Origin of the sequence: Sphingobium cyanobacteriorum (assembly GCF_030580935.1) — a bacterium.
GTDB lineage: Bacteria > Pseudomonadota > Alphaproteobacteria > Sphingomonadales > Sphingomonadaceae > Sphingobium > Sphingobium cyanobacteriorum.
In genome coordinates this window covers 1-17,245 of record NZ_JAUQOM010000002.1, presented here as the reverse complement: position 1 = coordinate 17,245, position 17,245 = coordinate 1, and the positions used below count along the sequence as shown (strand labels likewise).

Genomic DNA, 17,245 nt, shown 5'->3' with positions numbered 1-17,245 from the left:
TATAGGACAGCGCGCGCCGATGCGAAGGGCGTGGGCGTCAACACACCGTTTCGCAAGCAGGCCGCAAAGCCTCATCCGCTTCGATCCTCGAAAACAGGGCGTCGGCATCACGTTCGATCAGCACCACGGATGGCTCGCGCAGCAGCGCCTGTGCCAGTCGCGTCCGCCACCGATCAAATAGTCCCCGATCCTGCTGATCCTGCATAGGCCCTCCGACACACCGACTCACGCGGCTTATCTATCGATCCTATAGAGAATCGTCCTACAAGCAATGCTCAGTGCAGGCACAGAAAAGCTTGATCGCTCAGGGCGCGTCGTCGTCCGCCAGCACGCGCATCGCCGCGCCGTCCATGTCGTCATATTGCCCGTTGCGCAGCGCCAGGAAGAAAGCGACGAGCGCCACCAGCCCGCACAGCAGCGCGATCGGGATCAGCAGGACAAGGCCGGTCATCGGGCGCTCCCGTTCAGCCGCAGCGCATTGGCGACGACGATCAGCGAGGACAAGGACATGGCCACCGCCGCCACCAGCGGCGTTACCTGACCCGCGATCGCCAGCGGCACCGCCAGCACATTATAGCCGATGGCGAGGGCGAAATTCTGCTTCACCACCCGCACCGTGCGCCGCGCGACCCGCAGGGTGACGACGATGGGCGCCAGCCGGTCGCCCAGGAACACCGCGTCGGCCGTCAACTGGCTGGCGTCGCTGGCGGAAGCGGGCGCCATGCTGGCATGGCCCGCCGCCAGCGCCGGTCCGTCATTCAGGCCGTCGCCGACCATCAGTATTTTCTGCCCCCGGCGCTTCAACCGTTCGATCAGCGCCAGCTTGTCGGCCGGGCGCAGACGGCCGATCGCGGTGCTGCCGGTCACGCGGGCGATCTCTTCCAGGGCTTTGGGACGATCGCCACTGGCGATCAGCGTCTGAAGGCCGGCCCGTTTCAGATCCGCCACCACCTGCACCGCATCGGGGCGCAGCGCATCGGCAAAGCGCAGCAACGTCGCCGCCTCACCCCGTCGATATTCGCTCGCCAGGTCGAACAGGGTGATCAGGCTGCGTGGCCGGGCGAGCGACACCGCTTCACCCCGGAAGCAGGCGAACACGCCCTCTCCCGCTATCTCGCGCGCATCCTCGATCGGCGCCGCCTCGATTCCGTCCAGCGCCTGTCGCACCGCATTGCTCAGCGGATGGCGACTGACCCGCGCCAGCGCCAGCAGGATGGCACGATCCTCGTCTCCCAGCCCGTCCAGATCGCGCGGCACCGGACGCCCCAGCGTCAGCGTGCCCGTCTTGTCGAACAGCACCTCGTCAATCTCGGCCAGCCGTTCCAGCGCGGAGCCATCCTTGACCAGCACGCCGCGCCGCATCAGCGCGCCGCACGCGACGACCTGCGCCGCCGGCACTGCCAGCCCCAGCGCGCAGGGACAGGTGATCAGCAGCACCGCCACCGCGATCAGCAACGCCTGATGCGCGCCCGCCCCGGCGATCATCCATCCGGCGAAGGACAGCGCCGCCAGCGCATGGACGCAGGGCGCGTACAGCCGCGCCGCCCGGTCGGCCAGGCGCACATAGCGCGACTTGCCCTGCCCCGCCTGTTCCATCAGCCGGGCAATGTCGGCGATCACCGTGTCCGGCCCCGCCGCCGTTACCACGACGCGGATCGGCCCGTCGACATTCATCGCGCCCGCCTGCACGCTATCCCCCGGACCGACACGGACGGGTGCGCTTTCCCCGGTCAGGAACGCGATGTCGAGGCCGCTCGTCCCCTCGACCACGTACCCGTCCGCCGCCAGCCGCTCGCCTGCCGCAACCAGCATCACCATGTCCGGCCGCAACGCAGCGGCCTTGACCCAGCGGCTGCGGCCATCCTCGCCCAGAACCAGCGCCCCCGGTGCCGTCTGCTTCAGCAGCGCCGCCACCCCGGCGCGCGCGCGGCTGCGCATCATGCTGTCGAGGCAACGGCCCGCGAGCAGGAAGAAGAGCAGCATCACCGCTCCGTCGAACCAGGCATGGTCGCCGCCGGTCAGCGTTTCATACAAGCTCATCCCCGTCGTCAGCAGCACGCCGATGCTGATCGGCACGTCCATGTTGGTGCGCCGCTGCCGCACCGCGGCAAAGGCGGAACGGAAGAAGGGCTGGCCGGCATAGGCGACCGTGGGCAGCGCGATCAGGGCGGACAGCCAGTGGAACATCTGCCGCGTCGCCCCATCCGCCCCGGACCAGATCGACACTGACAGCAGCATGATGTTCATCGCGGCAAAGCCCGCCACCGCCAGCGCGCGGATCAGCGCGCGATTTTCCGCCGCCGCGACATCGATGCCGGGGTCGGCCAGCGCCTCCGCCTCGAACCCCAGCGCGACGATCGCGGCCTTGAGCGCGGGCGGCTCGATCGCCGGATCATGGCGGATCGCGACTCGCCTGGCCGTCATGTTGACCCGCGCGCGCTCTATCCCCGGCACGGCGGCAAGGCCGTTCTCGATCTTCGCCATGCAGCCCGCGCAATGGATCGCGGGCACGGCGAACAGGCTTTCGACCGTCTCTGCGGCTGTTCCACTCGCTGTCTCGAACAGGGGTTGGGTGGCCATCACATCACCTCCCGCAGCAGATGCTGCGCGCCATGATCGACCGTGATCCGCACCTGCCAGCGCCCGGCCGGCAGCGCGCGGTCGCTGGCATAGGCGCCGGGCGCAGCTTCATCGAAACGCAGCGCAATGTCGGGTGCACGACCCAGCGGATGCTCGGCCACCGCAGCGACGCGCGCGCCGCTTATCGCCACCCCCGCGCCATCCTTCAGCACCAGCCGCACATGCCGCCCCGCGTCCAGCGTCACCCTGTCGGTCCGGCCCAGCCGGTCCTGCGCCCGCGCCTGCGCCAGATAGAGGTTGAATTTCTGGCTCTCGACATAGCTGTTGTCGACCACCGTGCCGCCGAAGGAGCGCACGGCGATGGTCGCCATCACCATGTTGACGGCGATCACCACCGCGAAGAAGGCGACCAGGATGCCGGTCATGTGCCAGCCGGTGAAGCATCGTGTCTGCATGGCGGGCTTGTCCATCATCAGGGCCTTTCGAAACGGGCGGGTTCATGGTCGCCGCCGCCCTCGCGGTCATTGGCGGTCAGGGTGAAGGCGAAATCCTGCCGCGAAGGCCCGGCGGCCGGGGCGGCGATGAAGATGCGCAGCTTCGCCACGCTGTCGGCCGGCACGGTCGCCGTGACGGACGGCCCGGCCTGTTCGCGCGCCATGGCGTCGGTCCACAGGCTTGCGCCAGCCAGCCCGTCGACCGCGACCGTCACCGGCCGTGGCCGCGCCTCCATATTGCGGACCTTGACCATATAGGCGTTGCGGATCGCGCCGTCGGACAGGCGCACGAAGATGGGGTTGCGATCCTGCTGCGCGGCGATGTCGATCCGGGTGCGCGCGCCCAGCGCGAACAGCATCGCCGCGCCGATGGCGCTCCAAACCGTTAGATAGGCGATGGTGCGCGGGTGCAGCAGTGCGCTCAGCGCCGGTCGCGGCGGTGCCCCCTTCTGTTCCGCGTCTGCATCCTCCTGCGTGCAATAGTCGATCAATCCGCGCGGCCGGCCGACCTGCGCCATCACCGCGTCACATGCGTCGATGCACAGCGCGCAGGTGATGCAGCCGATCTGCGGCCCTTCGCGTATGTCGATGCCGGTCGGGCACACGGCGACGCACTGGTTGCAATCAATGCAGTCGCCAAATTCGGCCGGATGCGCCTGCGCCTTCTTCAGGCTGCCGCGCTGTTCGCCGCGCCACGCCTTGTAGGTCACGACCAGCGATTTTTCGTCCAGCATGGCGGTCTGGATGCGCGGCCAGGGGCACATGTAGATGCACACCTGTTCCCGCATGAACCCGCCCAGCAGGAAGGTCGTGGCGGTCAGCAGCGCGGTGGTCGCATAGGCGACCGGCGCGGCCGTGCCGCTCCAGAAATCCCGCTGCAATGTCGGCGCATCGGCGAAGTAGAATATCCAGGCGCCCCCGGTCAGGAAGGCGATGGCCAGCCACAGGCTCCATTTGGCAGCCCGCCGCCCAAGCTTGGCCAGGGTCCAGGGTGCCTTCGCCAGCCGGACCTGCGCATTGCGGTCGCCATCGACGAAGCGCTCGACATGCTGGAACAGGTCGGTCCACACCGTCTGCGGGCAGGCATAGCCGCACCAGGCGCGCCCCACCGCCGACGTGACCAGGAACAGCCCGATCCCCGCCATGATGAGCAGGCCCGCGACATAATAAAATTCATGCGGCCAGATTTCGATCGCGAACATGTAGAAGCGCCGGTGCGCCAGATCGACCAGCACCGCCTGATCGGGCGCATAAGGCCCGCGATCCCAGCGAAACCAGGGCGTGCCCCAGTAGATCGCCAGCGTCACCGCCATGATCGCCCATTTCAGGCGGCGGTAGAATCCGTCGACCGCCTTGGGATAGACGCCCTTGCGCTTTTCGTAGAGCGACGGAGGATCGGCCGGCATCAGCATGGCGCCGATCCTCTCCCCTTGCAGGAGAGGCTTTGGACGGGCTCACTCCGCCGCATTGCCCGCATCCGCTGTCGGTGTCGCTTCGCCGCCGCCCAGGCTGTGCACATAGGCCGCCAGCATCCGTATCGTGGCCGTGTCCAGCTTGTCGTCCCAGCGCGGCATCACGCCCTGGCGACTGTTCCACACGCTGGCGCGGATCGTGTCCGTGTCCCCGCCATAGAGCCAGATACCGTCGGTCAGGTTGGGCGCGCCCAGGGCGCGTGTCCCCTTGCCATCCGCGCCATGGCAGACCGTGCAATTGTCGGCGAACAGCTTGCCGCCCCGCTGCGACGCGGCGCTGGGCTTGTCCTGCCGGCTGATGGTGCGGACATGGGCGACCACATCATCCACCTGCGCGGCGGTCAGCAACTGGTCGCGGCCGAAGGCGGGCATGATCGACAGGCGGGTCGCGTCATGGCCGGGATTGCGCACGCCGTCGATGATCGTCTTTTCGATCGTGGCGAGGTCGCCGCCCCACAGCCAGTCGTCGTCATTAAGGTTGGGATAGCCCTTCGCCCCCGCCGCGCCCGATCCATGGCACTGGACGCAATGGACCTTGAACGCGGCGCGTCCGCCCTCGACCGCCGCCTGCATCAGGTGCGGCCTGGCGGGCAGGTCAATGATCGGCGTGGCGGCGATGGCCCGGTGGATCGGCGCGATCTGCGCGGCGCGCGCGGCCAGCTCCTTGTCCAGCGCCCCCCGGCTGGACCAGCCCAGCATGCCCCGCGTATAATCGTTCAGCATCGGGATCGCCGGATAGGCGACGACATAGCCGACCGCGAACAGGATCGTCGCATAGAAGGTCCACAACCACCAGCGCGGCAGCGGCGTATCCAGTTCGGCGATGCCGTCCCATTCATGCCCCTTGAGTTCGGTGCCGGTCGCGGCATCGATTTTCCTGTCCTGTCCGTCAGCCATGGTCGGCCTCCATGCTGTCTGTATCCGTGAAGATCATCGTGGCGGCGTCGCGGCTCTGGCGGCGGCCGCGCGGCAGGAAGTGCCAGCCGACAAGGACGATGTAGCTCGCCCCCATGAAGACCAGCCCCCAGCTGTCGGCGAAATGGCGCAGCGCGTCATAGCTCATTTGCCGCCCTCCTTCCGGCCATTTTCCTGGGGCTTGGCGGCATCGACATCGACCAGCGTGCCGATCATCTGGAGATAGGCGACCAGCGCGTCCATCTCGGTCAGCCTGGCCGGATCGCCGTCGAAATCGCGCGCCTGCGCCTTGGGATAGCGTTTGACGAGGTCCGCGCTGTCCGCACCGGGATCGGCCTGCGCCTTCAGATCGTCATTGGCGCTGGCAATATCGTCCTTGCTGTACGGCACGCCCACATGGCTGAGCGCGGTGAGGTCGCCCGTCATGTCGCCGGTTTTCAGTTCGCGCTCGGCGAGGAAAGGATAGGTCGGCATGATGGATTCCGGCACCACGGCGCGCGGGTCCTTGAGATGCTGGACATGCCATTCGTCCGAATAGCGGCCGCCCACCCGCGCCAGGTCCGGCCCGGTACGCTTGGACCCCCATTGGAACGGATGGTCGTACATGCTCTCCGCCGCCAGGCTGTAATGGCCATAGCGTTCGGTTTCGTCACGGAAGGGGCGGATCATCTGGCTGTGACAATTGTAGCAGCCTTCGCGGATATAGATGTTGCGCCCCGCCAGTTCGAGCGGAGTGTAAGGCCGCATCCCTTCCACCTTCTCGATCGTGTTGTCGATCCAGAACAGCGGCGCGATCTCCACGATGCCGCCGATGGCGACGGTGACGAGGGCGGCAAGGCCCAGCAGCGAGATGTTCCGCTCCAGCTTGCCATGGTCGAAGAATCTGGAAGCCATGATGGCGTCTCCTTATGCTGGCTGGGCGGCGCGCAGGGGCTTGTCGGCCCCGGCGTCATGGGGGGCGTCGTGCATCGGCGTCTCCGCGCGCAGCGGGCTGCCCGCGATCGTCTTGCCGATGTTCCAGGCCATGATGATCGCACCCGACAGATAGAGCAGACCGCCCGCCGCACGGATCAGGTACATCGGCCACATCGCGCGGACGACTTCGGAAAAGGCATAGACAAGGTAGCCGTCGGCCCCATATTCGCGCCACATCAGCCCCTGCATGATGCCCGCGACCCACATGGCGGCGGCGTAGAGGACGATCCCCAACGTCGCGAGCCAGAAGTGCCAGTTGACCAGCCGCAGCGAATAGAGCCGCTCCCGCTTCCACAAGCGCGGCGTCAGATAATAGAGGCAGGCGAAGGTGATGAGGCCGTTCCAGCCCAGCGCGCCGCTATGCACATGGCCGATCGTCCAGTCGGTATAATGCGACAGGCTGTTGACCGCCTTGATCGACATCATCGGCCCTTCGAAGGTGCTCATGCCGTAAAAGGCCAGCGCCATCACCATCATGCGGATGATCGGGTCGGTTCGGATCTTGTCCCAGGCGCCGTTCAGCGTCATCAGGCCATTGATCATCCCGCCCCAGCTCGGCATCCACAGCATGATCGAAAAGACCATGCCCAGCGTCTGCGCCCAGTCGGGCAGCGCAGTATAGTGGAGGTGGTGCGGCCCCGCCCAGATATAGAGGAAGATCAGCGACCAGAAATGGATGATCGACAGCCGGTAGCTATAGACCGGGCGCTGCGCCTGCTTGGGCACGAAATAATACATCATCGCCAGGAAGCCGGCGGTCAGGAAGAAGCCGACCGCATTATGGCCATACCACCATTGGGTCAGCGCATCCTGCACGCCCGCAAAGGCGCTGTAGCTCTTGGACCCCAGCAGGCTGACCGGCATCGACAGATTGTTGACGATGTGCAGCATCGCGACCGTCAGGATGAAGGCCAGGTAGAACCAGTTGGCGACATAGATATGCGGCTCCGACCGTTTGATGACGGTGCCACCGAACACGACCAGATAGGCGACCCACACGACCGTCAGCCACAGGTCGACATACCATTCCGGCTCGGCATATTCCTTGCCCTCGGTCACGCCCAGCAGATAGCCGGTCGCGGCCAGAACGATGAAAAGCTGATAACCCCAGAACACGAAATCGGCGAGCGCGGGCGAAAACAGCCGCGCGCGGCAGGTGCGCTGCACGACATAGAAGCTGGTCGCGATCAGCGCATTGCCGCCGAAGGCGAAGATCACCGCCGAGGTATGGAGCGGCCGCAGCCGCCCGAAGCTGGTATATTCCAGGCCCAGGTTCAGCGCGGGAAAGGCCAGTTGCAGGGCGATGTACAGCCCCGCCAGGAACCCGGCCAGCCCCCAGAATACGGTCGCGATCACGCCCCAGCGGATCACGTCGTCATAATAGCGCCCTTCGTCCGCCGGCATCTTCACCAGCCCGCGCGCGAAACCGGCATAGTCGGCATGGCGCATGGCATGGACGGCCAGCCCCAGCGCGACCGCGCTCACGATCCCCATATGGACGGCGAAACCGCTGTCGCGCGCCCCGATCATCGCCGCAAAAGCGACGATCGCGAGCGCGAACCAGCCACCCGTCCTCAAAACCAGTCTGTCCATGGCCATTCCCCGCATGAAGCCCGTGCGGCGCGCCCTGGGACAGGCGCCGCGTTCATGGCCTGTCCTCTGTCAAAAGCGGGGCGGCGGGTCTGTACGGGAAAGTGCGTAAGCCGAAAGGTCAGGGGGTGTGCGACCGCCCTGACGCAAAAAATCCTCCCTGGCAGGGGAGGGGGGTATAGTGATTGCCGCCGATTTGTAATTTCCTGACCACAACGTCCATGTTGCTGGTTAAGGAACGCTTTTTCGCATCTTTTTTAGCTGCGCCATTGCCCGCCAAACGGGCGGATCAATTTGACCATCAGGAATGAACGGATCGTCGCCGTCCTGCATTACGGAGAGGTCTGGATCATTCTCTTCAATCATCCAAGCGGGGCGAACCTCCAGCTTACGCCTTGGCTGAATGAGATCATACATTGGTTCCGGGAAACCTCGTCCGGCCGGGGTGATCGCGGGCACTAGGCCAAACTCGCCCGCCTTCTGATAGGCAACCAAGAAATTGTTCAAATTATCCGGCGTGGCAGCGTTAAGTCGCATGTAGCGAGAGAGGGACAGGAATGTCTTTCCGCTTTGAACGAGGTCAGTGCGGAAAACGGGTGCGACCTGCATAGAATATGCAAACGGCTCCTTTTGATCGACGCCTGTGATGATCGAAATGCGAACATTCTCGTCGCTTCCCTCCCGCCCCCAGCGTTCACGCCAATCTTCAAAAATTCGTCTTGCGGCATCGGCATCCCGAAAATGCAATGCGAGGAGTGGGCCGGGCAATTGAGGGTGAACCATGAAAGCTGTTCCATGCCAGCCCGCCTTGTTCCACAAATCCATTTGGATAGGAGACAAAACCGTCCGGTCCGAATGCTTCATATCCTCCGGTTTGGTGAATGGTTCGGATGGATCGCCTGTTCCAAACTTGGGATCACCTTCGACCTCCCGCTTCGCCACCTGTCTCACTATGAGTGGTGTCGTTCGCAGCGGGGCAAATTCACGTGCATCTGCCTTAAGATGATCTGCAATGTGAATTGGCGGCTTATCTCCAAATACATTGCTGTTGGCAGTCAACATGTCGCTGAACACCAAGGCTCGACTAAAGCCCCGTTCGTCAGCGGCAATTTTTGTAAGCCAGCTCTCAACATCGCGGACGATTGCAAAATGGCAGATGATTTCAATAAGAACGACCTGTAGCCAGTCGCGATATTTCTCGATTTTCTCGGCACTATCTTGCCGGAAACCCAGAGAATAGATCACTTCAACGAATGACGCTCCGGTTTCCTCAACAATCCGATGCTCTGGAACGGCAATCTCATCTCCGCCTGACCGCATGACGATCCGAAGCGTTTCTCTATGAGGCATCACATCGCGTTCGTCACTCGTCGCCATGAAGCTTTCAAGGCCGCCAAGAAGTGACTCTGCTATTCCAACTGAAATCGGGTCCGCGTTGCTTGTCAGCAATATCGAGCACCCAAGGACGACGGAACGAAATTCAACCGTCGCCTGATCCAATAAGATCGTATGATCTGGCATCTGATCCGCGCCGGGCACACTGATCCAACCCGCGAGAAAATCTTCAATATCTTGGTCTGTTTGTTCGCTTGGGCAATATCCTTCATCCCTAAGCGCCTGCCGCTGGCCCAAGGAGAACAATGTTGCCATTCCGGGGATTACAAGCCCATATTCCTCAAAGCTATCATGCAGTTTAGCGATGGCATCCAGTTGATTTGGATGCAAATTTAGCAGAAGCAAACCAAACGCAATTTCAATTAAGGTTAAATCTTCCTCTGCCTGCTCCATTAGCTCACCTGCTGGAGCAGATGCCGATAGGAGCATCTTGGCCAAGATCATCGCAGCAAGGGCTTGGGGGGCACGCCCCAATCGAAGTTCCGACCAGACAAGTTGCTTCGCCGCTATCCATGCAGCCCATTCAACTTCCCCGCTTTCTCTAAACTCCTGCATTGTGTGGTCCAGAGCTGCCAACGCCCTGTTTCTAGCTGCCCATCGCAACCCCACCACGCTGTATGCACCGCTGCTGCCAAGCAGCGCCTGAGTCAGCTCATCGCGGTACTCGCGCTTAAGTAAAAGCTCCTCAGCCCGTCCAAACCACCGGATCGCTTCATATGGATTTTCGAGTTCAAGCTTTTGGAAGGCTCTCTTGACGTGAGCTTCGCCAGCCGCACCTTCACTCCGTCTTTGCGAGATTACCTCGGTCAGCTTGGTATAAACGTCATCGAACTCTGGACTATCGATAACAGCGCCCAATTCACCGAGAACGCTTTCTAGCAATTCTACCGGGTAGCTTCCGAGCGGCTTTGAGGCCTCAAGAATTTCAGCCAGACTTTTCCAACAATCATCCAGTCCATCTTGCGTTCGATTGCTCATCGACTCATGCAGTCGCATGAGGGTGAGATACGTCTTTGCCTCCAATGCGTTGTTGGGCCTAGCCGTATTAGCGGCCAACGGGTCTAGGATAGCGACAAGATTTTTTCGCTTTTGCTCAATATCAATATCTGTAGATTTCAATCTACCATTACGGATGCAGGAAGTGGCTAGGGACCATAGTGTATGGAGATGCTTAGCATCCGAACTATGAGTGGTTTCCTTTATTCGCTCTTCCACATCATCATAAAGTGACAAGAACTTTTTTAAATCTTCAAACCACCAAAATTGCGTCCATGCATAGTTGTACCGGATGCGCATCGCCTGTAGCGTTTCGCCAAGTTCATCGGCGATCCGCATGGCTTGCTCAAAACGCGCCTCCACCTCCGACCTTGGCCTTTCCAGCCCCCTTGCGAGGATGGCAGAACGATAGCAATCGGAAGCCAACTGAAAACGTGTATCGACGTACCGGCTCGCGTCGGTGATCTGCTTATCCAATTCGGCAAGTTCCGCTAAACGGGCCGCATCGTTTGGTCCAAATTTTTGAATAATTTCCGACTGCGCGCCTTCAATGGCGAGTGTGTCGATTGCCATCGCCAGATGGCCATTGGAATAGACTTTTTCAACAATCCACGATCTATCTAGAATTTGAACGCGGAAAGAATATTGCTTACTCAAATCATCCTGTAATTTTGCCTTATCCCTATCTGCTGCAAATTGGTTCGTTATAAAATAAACGACATCGTATGCTCTACTAGTCTCTGCGATCTTTTTTATGTCTGATTCTAATTTTGGTTTCCAATCTTTCTTGGCGCTGAATGCGAAGGCCCATCGCTCACTTCCGGCAGAGGGAGTGCCAATCCACCATCGCTCCGCAATTTCAGTGGCGACCGGGTACGTTTCTGCATCCGTCTTGCCATCCCCACCACCAGTGGGGCCGGTTTGGATTGTCAGATTGGGGCAAAGCTCCTTTTCAGCTATTTTCCGACAAAAATCTTCAAACTCATACTCTTGCTTTCGCGCCGTGAGCGTCTCCAGATGGTATTCAAAGTTTGTCTTGGGGAGAGTGACAGATCGATCAACGTCGCTGTCAGAGAACAGATATGGCCTCTTTTCCCGCATCATTTCGCGTGGTGACGGGATTGAACCCAACGAACTTTTTATATGTTGCGTCATCGCGAGCGATTATGATGCTGCTAAGATGCTGCCGCAAGACCTCTAAATTGGAGATCAACGCATAGCAGCAGTTGTATTTCATGGCGCAAAGTGCCTTGCTCTTGAAAATAGCGCGAATCTAACGGCGGCGTCATCAACTTTTGGTGAGCGTGATAGGCAGACGCCAGAATGCTTAGATAGATGCGATATACCGCCGTAGATTGGATGGATCGACTCCTTCTCTTCGGGCTGTTTCCCGTAATCCGAATTGTTGCACCACGGCCTGCAACCGAAAAATTTCGGCGGATTTAACGAGTTGTGACCGACGCAATTCATTTACAGCTTTAGGCATTCTGACTGTGAGATTGTGCGCGATCGGATTACGTTGGCGCATCGAGCCGCTGCTAATCGCAGCCTCCAACTGCCGCGAGGACAGCCCAAAAGCCTTAGCGGTAGATGCTCGCCCAAATTCAGCGATCAATGCACGAATGCTATCGGCAATGCTCGTTTGGGCTTGTTCTCCCTTCCCATAGCTAATCGCGGAATCGGCATCCAAACCCAGCACGGCCTGCCGCTCCCAATCATGGGCTTCCTTGCCGATATGCCGAACATAGGCGACATGAACGTGCCGTCGGATAGTCGTTCCGCGATCCGTGTATCGGGCATTCAGAAACTTCGCCTCCGGTTGCAGATGATATTGGGCGAGTGCCTGCGCATAGGATTTCAAGCCCTCCGCCAGCACTGGCGCTCTGCTGTCACGGTCGAACGCTGATTTGACCGCTTTGTCATGGTCGGTGTCGAAAGGCGCAATCGGCTTCAACGGCTTGGGTGCTTTCCGTCGCCCAGCCTTGGCGACTCTCCCGATTGTCTCCCCGCTCCAGTCTTTCCATGCCGACATGGAAAGGAGAAAACCGAACGGCTTTACCTGATCCCGATAGGACCGATCCGCATTATAGGTTTTGAACCATCGCAGAAGATCGGGCGATGTGGCCGCATATCGGCAGATAGACGGGTTAGCCAATGCAGGGTGATAATCAAGCGGCACCTGATCGGGACGCCCCGCCAAGGCCGACATGATTATCTGATGCCAAAGATCGCAATGCCATCGACGGATGCCCTTGCCCAGCACGGTCCCATCGGGGGCGGGAATATCGGATGGCGGATCGTCGCCGTCATAGGGCGGGCGAAGATGGCCAAGCCCATGTGCGGAAACCTTGCGCAAAACCGGTTTTCCATCCTCGTTCAGATTGAACAGAGCGTAACGCTTGGATGAAATCGCCCAGCAATAGAGTGGCTGGAGTTCGTCACCGCCCAGCCGTTTGTTCACCTCCTCAATTTTGAGGATGGGTGCATGAAAGGCATAAGGATTTAACGGCGTGAACCAGTCCACAACGCGAGTTGCACGGCGGGCAAACTCCTCGCCCTCCATATTGATTGGCTTGGCGATGGCCATGCTGTCGGTGTCGCAAAAGCACCAGTCCAAGCCTTCATCGGTTATCAGCCGTTCGGCGATTGCCAGCATCAGCCGTGCCGCGCCGGTGATGAGTGTGGCGAGCAGCGGATGAAAGAAACTTCCCGGCAATTCGGACTTGTCGGTCTTGAAACTGAATGGCTCGCCGGTCGAACCATGCACGGTGACAGCCCGCCGACCGGGACGGGTTTCGACATTCTGTTCCACCCATATACCGTAGCTAGTGGAGTTGGCCGCGATCTTGAGGGCGTTTTGCTCTGTATCAAACGCCTCCCATTCCGCCCCGCTTGCTCCCTTCTGCCGTGCCTTCACTGATTGCCGCAGTTCGATCAGAGTCTTGAAAAAGTCTGATGTGGCGGGATCGACATGATAGTCGGGATTGCCACCGATATTGATGGCACAGAGGCCGTCTTGCACTTGCCCCGGCGCAAAGGTGATTGCTTCAACGATAACCGGCGCTCGCCCGGTCAGCACCTTGGCCGCAATGCAATCGGCCAAAGTGAACCAAAGCGGGTGATCCGATGATAGATGGTTCGCGCCGATCGTCGTTTCGCCGGTATCCGCATAGTCGGCACGCACTGGGAATATCTCGCCGTTCGGCACAACCCGCACAAGCGTCGTCAATTTCGACCACGGGCTTTGGTCCTGTAAATCGGCAAGGCTGATGGCATCAAGGAAGATGCGTGTTTCTGCCGTGCTGTCCGCCCAAGTCATATCTTGGGCGATTACGAATCGCCAAAGCCCCATCAGCGTGCAAACGGTCGGATACATGGATAGGAAATCGCAGAGCATGACCTGTCGTATTTCGCGGCGAATGCGGACTTCCGATCGGCCGCCATAATAGCTGCCCATAATCTTTGCGATCAGATGGCGCGGGAAATCGGATTGCAGTTTGCGCCATGGAGCTATGCCCATTTCGCGGAGATACCCCTTGCCAATGCCAGCTTCGCTATAGATTTTCTCTGGGTTAGTGCCGGACAAGCCAAGCCGGTCAAACCGGGCCATCAATCTTTCGTGACATTCCCATGTCGCCTGCACGTCGCCCATCGCATAGCCAATCATTTCTTTGCTGATGGGGGCGCTGAAATCGGGCTTGTCCCGTTTCGGATTGTCCACGGCAAGAAACCGGGACAGAGCATCCAGAGAAAAATTGCGGGCGAACAGCGCCGCCGCCATAGTCTTTACGTCGATGAAATGCCCGCGCCGGGTGGAAACTTTCGAGCCGCGCTTGCGCTGACTGCGCCCTGTATTCTGTCCCATCGTTGCCGCAAATCTGATGATGGCCGCCCGTTGGGACAGATGTTTGACCTGAATGTTCGGATAGATTTTTTGTTGGGAAAGCGTGAAGGTGAAGCCGCCCCGCATTGGGGCCGCTTCTGCATCGGCTGCTGACCGCGCCGCGCCATGGCGGATGGCGATGCGAGAAATGTCGAAGGGCAGATTGAAGCCGATTACCCTCGCCCGAAACTGATAGGCTCTGGCAAAGAAAATTTCGTCCACGAAGCCCTCGCGGGTTCGCAGAGCCAAGCAATGATGATCGGCATAAGCGGCCAGCAAATCCAGTTCGGCGGGTGTCACGCCGTCGGGGTCGTAAAATAATCCTGCTTCAACTATCTGACCTGCATTACGAAGCTGATAGCCACCAAACCGTAACCCTTGCCCCGCATCCGCCTGCGTCTCGGTGTCAAATGTCAGTGTCCAGGGTGATGCTGACATAGGAGGTTTCTTCTTCGCTTTCGACGGCTGTGCATCAACGTCCTTCAATTCAAAAAATTGCGGACCAGTGAAAGCGCGGAGCGCGATAGGAAGATGGTCGCTGATCGCGGAGATGACAGGCGCGTTCATGTCTGCGCTCCTTCCGTCTCAATGGACGCTCGCTCGATCAGTTGCATTCCGAACTGATGAAGTTTGTCCACGATGAGCCGCAGCATATCGACCAGCCCCAACAGAAAATGGCCGATACGATCCAGCAGCGGGTCAGCGGCAGCATTGAATGACGGATGATCCCTCTGGTTGTCGCTCAAAATGCGATGGCAATTATAGCATTCTCGCACGGTGGTATCGTCGCGGCCATAATCGGCAACATGATGCTGCTCGAAGCATTGCCAGCGGCTTTCGCCGCACGTTCCACAAATAGGATTGTTGGTGCCAAGTACCTCCAGTCGCCGCTGTTTGCGTCGCTCGCGGGCCAGTTCAATTTTATCCATGCTGATTTCTCCTTCATTGGGTGAGCCGGTAGACATCGTGAAAAAGGGCATCTCCACTGGCGGCGAGCCGGTAGAGTTCGTTCACATCGGTTTCGAGCGGATGGGGATTGCCGTCAGCGTCGATGACGGATCGGCCTGCGAATGGGCTAATGGTGCCGGGATCATTGTTGACCAGCAGGGTTCGGACTGCGTTCAGATATTTCCCGTTCAACGACGCCTCATCAGCACCGTTCAAATGGATGCTGCTGACCTGCCCATCGGAAATGACCGTCATCAGGCGTGGGCGCGTGTCGGTGATTTTGAGCGACTTGCCGCGCCCGGAAATCTGCACATTTTCCCGTAGAAAACGGCGAAAGCGTTCCGGCGCTATCCCCTGCGTTTTTGCTGCTGCTGCCTGATTGCCTGTCTGGCGGTAGAGTTTGAGTGCCGCTTCAAATTTATCGCCGCCGACTTTGCCCTTCGCGCTGGCGGACGTTTCGCCAGCCTTAGCATGGCCGCGAGCTTGCGAACGTGATTGCCCACGCTTCTCCGCGTTGGCGATCCGCCGCTGATATTCTGCCTTATAGTCACGTTTGCGAGCCATTTTTTCGTCCCGCCCGATGATTCGGGCTGGTCGATTTGGCTCGCCTCAACCAATCTAATCTATTGAATCAATTAGCATTATCGTTGTTGCCAATTTCTGCCAATTCTTGCCGAAAACGTTTCAGGTGATCGTGGAGGGTCCGCGCTGCCAGCGTTCGCGACGGAAAGCCCATTGCGGGAGCATAGTCCGCATAGACGCTGTTAAACTCATCAAGCAATTGTCCGGCAGACCATTCAATCTTTGCCGGATCAATGGAGTGGATGCTTGCAAGCGCAGCTTTTACAGCCGGGTAGGTTGACCGACGGCCCGCCTTGGATTTCGTTGCAGGTAGCAAATTTTCTGTGGCATCGAAATTGTCGCCATTCTCTACAATCGCAATTCGGACACGTTCATAACGCCAACCAGAGGCGGTGATGATATTTACGTCGCATTCTTCGACGTTTGGCCGTTCTATGAAGCAATGCGCAGGAATAGGCACCGGGCCATCGCTAGGCGTAGGTTCCAAGCGGAATCCCCACGCTTTCAGCTTTCCACCAGACAATTGCACGAACAGATCAGCGCACATCAGCGTTTTATAGGCCAACATTGGGCCAAGAGCTGCCACCTCTCTGAATTTCTGCCGCTGATACTGATCAGTAAAATCAAAATAGGCGACATTTAATTCCAACGAGCGAAGCCAATTATCCAGATTTTCTGACATTTTTATCCCGTCATTTCTGGCTGCGTTTACCTTGAATTTGATAGGTGGTTTAGCGGAAATTCGTTATATTTCCGTATGTTTGAAAAAGCGATTTCTCCCGCCGAACATTCTTCCGACGAATGGGCCATTCGCTCCGAATATTGGATGACTGAAAGCCGAAAATCGCAGCGGAAACGGCTGACCCGTGAACGCAATTCCAACGCTCTGATCCTCACCGGCCAAGGCACATCGCTGCGGGTTGAAGGCGGGGCGCTGGTCATCAGGCAGGGCTTTTCCCATTATCCACAGCAGCGGGAAAGCCATCGCTATTTCAAAGGCGACTTGGCCTTACCGCGCATCATAATATTACTGGACGGTAGCGGCTCGCTATCCTTCGATGTGTTGAACTGGCTTGGTGAACAAGGCGTGGCACTGGCACGGATCAAAGCGGACGGCGACGTAGCGGTTGTGGCGTCCGGTGCGGGCTTCACCGCCAACCCAGATAATCTGCGCTGGCAATATGCCACCCAGAAAAACGAGGCGGCTCGCTTGGCTTTCGCCGCCGATTTGATTGCCCGGAAACTGGACAACAGCATCGCAACTATCGAGGGGCAATTTGGGCAGGGCCGGTTGAGAACGGCGGAGCAATATTCGACCACGGTAGCGGCGGGATAGTCCTGCTGCGGGCGGCGTAAAAGTCGTCCACCTTGAAGCCTTTCTGCCGAGTCAGGGAGGTGTGGGGATCTACAGCGTG

The 17,245-nt window shown here is 59.6% G+C and carries 14 protein-coding genes; 1 reads left to right on the top strand and 13 read right to left on the bottom strand.

Annotated elements, in window-relative coordinates; genetic code table 11:
* Positions 1 to 304 precede the first annotated feature (304 nt).
* From ccoS to Q4610_RS04795, 13 genes are all read right to left on the bottom strand, one after another.
* On the bottom strand, positions 305 to 451 hold the full coding sequence (gene ccoS, locus Q4610_RS04855; protein ID WP_304534888.1) for a cbb3-type cytochrome oxidase assembly protein CcoS: 147 nt from the start codon (positions 449 to 451) through the stop codon (positions 305 to 307).
* On the bottom strand, positions 448 to 2,580 hold the full coding sequence (locus Q4610_RS04850) for a heavy metal translocating P-type ATPase (protein ID WP_304534887.1): 2,133 nt from the start codon (positions 2,578 to 2,580) through the stop codon (positions 448 to 450). The genes ccoS and Q4610_RS04850 overlap by 4 nt, the downstream gene beginning before the upstream one ends.
* Positions 2,580 to 3,050, bottom strand: a complete 471-nt coding sequence (locus tag Q4610_RS04845) for a FixH family protein (protein ID WP_304535540.1) — start codon at positions 3,048 to 3,050, stop codon at positions 2,580 to 2,582. Before Q4610_RS04845 ends, Q4610_RS04850 begins: the two co-directional genes overlap by 1 nt.
* A gap of 2 nt (positions 3,051 to 3,052) precedes the next feature.
* Complete coding sequence (gene ccoG / locus Q4610_RS04840) at positions 3,053 to 4,480, bottom strand: cytochrome c oxidase accessory protein CcoG (protein ID WP_425262538.1); 1,428 nt, start codon at positions 4,478 to 4,480, stop codon at positions 3,053 to 3,055.
* A gap of 48 nt (positions 4,481 to 4,528) precedes the next feature.
* On the bottom strand, positions 4,529 to 5,443 hold the full coding sequence (gene ccoP / locus Q4610_RS04835; RefSeq protein WP_304534885.1) for a cytochrome-c oxidase, cbb3-type subunit III: 915 nt from the start codon (positions 5,441 to 5,443) through the stop codon (positions 4,529 to 4,531).
* Positions 5,436 to 5,609 carry a cbb3-type cytochrome c oxidase subunit 3 gene (locus Q4610_RS04830; RefSeq protein WP_304534884.1) on the bottom strand — a complete coding sequence of 58 codons (174 nt, stop codon included), beginning with the start codon at positions 5,607 to 5,609 and terminating at the stop codon, positions 5,436 to 5,438. Before Q4610_RS04830 ends, ccoP begins: the two co-directional genes overlap by 8 nt.
* Positions 5,606 to 6,355 (bottom strand): cytochrome-c oxidase, cbb3-type subunit II, encoded by a 750-nt coding sequence (gene ccoO, locus Q4610_RS04825; protein ID WP_304534883.1) that lies wholly within the window; start codon positions 6,353 to 6,355, stop codon positions 5,606 to 5,608. The genes Q4610_RS04830 and ccoO overlap by 4 nt, the downstream gene beginning before the upstream one ends.
* A gap of 12 nt (positions 6,356 to 6,367) precedes the next feature.
* Positions 6,368 to 8,029 (bottom strand): cytochrome-c oxidase, cbb3-type subunit I, encoded by a 1,662-nt coding sequence (gene ccoN / locus Q4610_RS04820; protein ID WP_304534882.1) that lies wholly within the window; start codon positions 8,027 to 8,029, stop codon positions 6,368 to 6,370.
* A gap of 228 nt (positions 8,030 to 8,257) precedes the next feature.
* Positions 8,258 to 11,572 carry a hypothetical protein gene (locus tag Q4610_RS04815; RefSeq protein WP_304534881.1) on the bottom strand — a complete coding sequence of 1,105 codons (3,315 nt, stop codon included), beginning with the start codon at positions 11,570 to 11,572 and terminating at the stop codon, positions 8,258 to 8,260.
* A 172-nt stretch (positions 11,573 to 11,744) separates the two neighbouring features.
* Positions 11,745 to 14,867, bottom strand: a complete 3,123-nt coding sequence (locus tag Q4610_RS04810; protein WP_304534880.1) for a 3'-5' exonuclease family protein — start codon at positions 14,865 to 14,867, stop codon at positions 11,745 to 11,747.
* The gene (locus Q4610_RS04805) at positions 14,864 to 15,229 is read right to left on the bottom strand and encodes a hypothetical protein (protein ID WP_304534879.1); all 366 of its coding nucleotides are present in this window, start codon (positions 15,227 to 15,229) and stop codon (positions 14,864 to 14,866) included. Before Q4610_RS04805 ends, Q4610_RS04810 begins: the two co-directional genes overlap by 4 nt.
* A gap of 13 nt (positions 15,230 to 15,242) precedes the next feature.
* Positions 15,243 to 15,812, bottom strand: coding sequence for a hypothetical protein (locus tag Q4610_RS04800; RefSeq protein WP_304534878.1), 570 nt, complete (start codon positions 15,810 to 15,812; stop codon positions 15,243 to 15,245).
* 67 nt (positions 15,813 to 15,879) lie between these two features.
* Positions 15,880 to 16,512, bottom strand: coding sequence for a hypothetical protein (locus Q4610_RS04795; RefSeq protein ID WP_304534877.1), 633 nt, complete (start codon positions 16,510 to 16,512; stop codon positions 15,880 to 15,882).
* A 75-nt stretch (positions 16,513 to 16,587) separates the two neighbouring features.
* Here Q4610_RS04795 and Q4610_RS04790 point away from each other — a divergent pair, with 75 nt between their 5' ends.
* Positions 16,588 to 17,166, top strand: coding sequence for a CRISPR-associated endonuclease Cas1 (locus Q4610_RS04790; RefSeq protein WP_304534876.1), 579 nt, complete (start codon positions 16,588 to 16,590; stop codon positions 17,164 to 17,166).
* Positions 17,167 to 17,245 lie beyond the last annotated feature (79 nt).

Coding starts and splice junctions, on each gene's coding strand:
- ccoS (WP_304534888.1), bottom strand. CDS start 451: ATGACCGGCCTTGTCCTGCTGATCCCGATCGCGCTGCTGTGCGGGCTG.
- Q4610_RS04850 (WP_304534887.1), bottom strand. CDS start 2,580: ATGGCCACCCAACCCCTGTTCGAGACAGCGAGTGGAACAGCCGCAGAG.
- Q4610_RS04845 (WP_304535540.1), bottom strand. CDS start 3,050: ATGGACAAGCCCGCCATGCAGACACGATGCTTCACCGGCTGGCACATG.
- ccoG (WP_425262538.1), bottom strand. CDS start 4,480: ATGCCGGCCGATCCTCCGTCGCTCTACGAAAAGCGCAAGGGCGTCTAT.
- ccoP (WP_304534885.1), bottom strand. CDS start 5,443: ATGGCTGACGGACAGGACAGGAAAATCGATGCCGCGACCGGCACCGAA.
- Q4610_RS04830 (WP_304534884.1), bottom strand. CDS start 5,609: ATGAGCTATGACGCGCTGCGCCATTTCGCCGACAGCTGGGGGCTGGTC.
- ccoO (WP_304534883.1), bottom strand. CDS start 6,355: ATGGCTTCCAGATTCTTCGACCATGGCAAGCTGGAGCGGAACATCTCG.
- ccoN (WP_304534882.1), bottom strand. CDS start 8,029: ATGGACAGACTGGTTTTGAGGACGGGTGGCTGGTTCGCGCTCGCGATC.
- Q4610_RS04815 (WP_304534881.1), bottom strand. CDS start 11,572: ATGACGCAACATATAAAAAGTTCGTTGGGTTCAATCCCGTCACCACGC.
- Q4610_RS04810 (WP_304534880.1), bottom strand. CDS start 14,867: ATGAACGCGCCTGTCATCTCCGCGATCAGCGACCATCTTCCTATCGCG.
- Q4610_RS04805 (WP_304534879.1), bottom strand. CDS start 15,229: ATGGATAAAATTGAACTGGCCCGCGAGCGACGCAAACAGCGGCGACTG.
- Q4610_RS04800 (WP_304534878.1), bottom strand. CDS start 15,812: ATGGCTCGCAAACGTGACTATAAGGCAGAATATCAGCGGCGGATCGCC.
- Q4610_RS04795 (WP_304534877.1), bottom strand. CDS start 16,512: ATGTCAGAAAATCTGGATAATTGGCTTCGCTCGTTGGAATTAAATGTC.
- Q4610_RS04790 (WP_304534876.1), top strand. CDS start 16,588: ATGTTTGAAAAAGCGATTTCTCCCGCCGAACATTCTTCCGACGAATGG.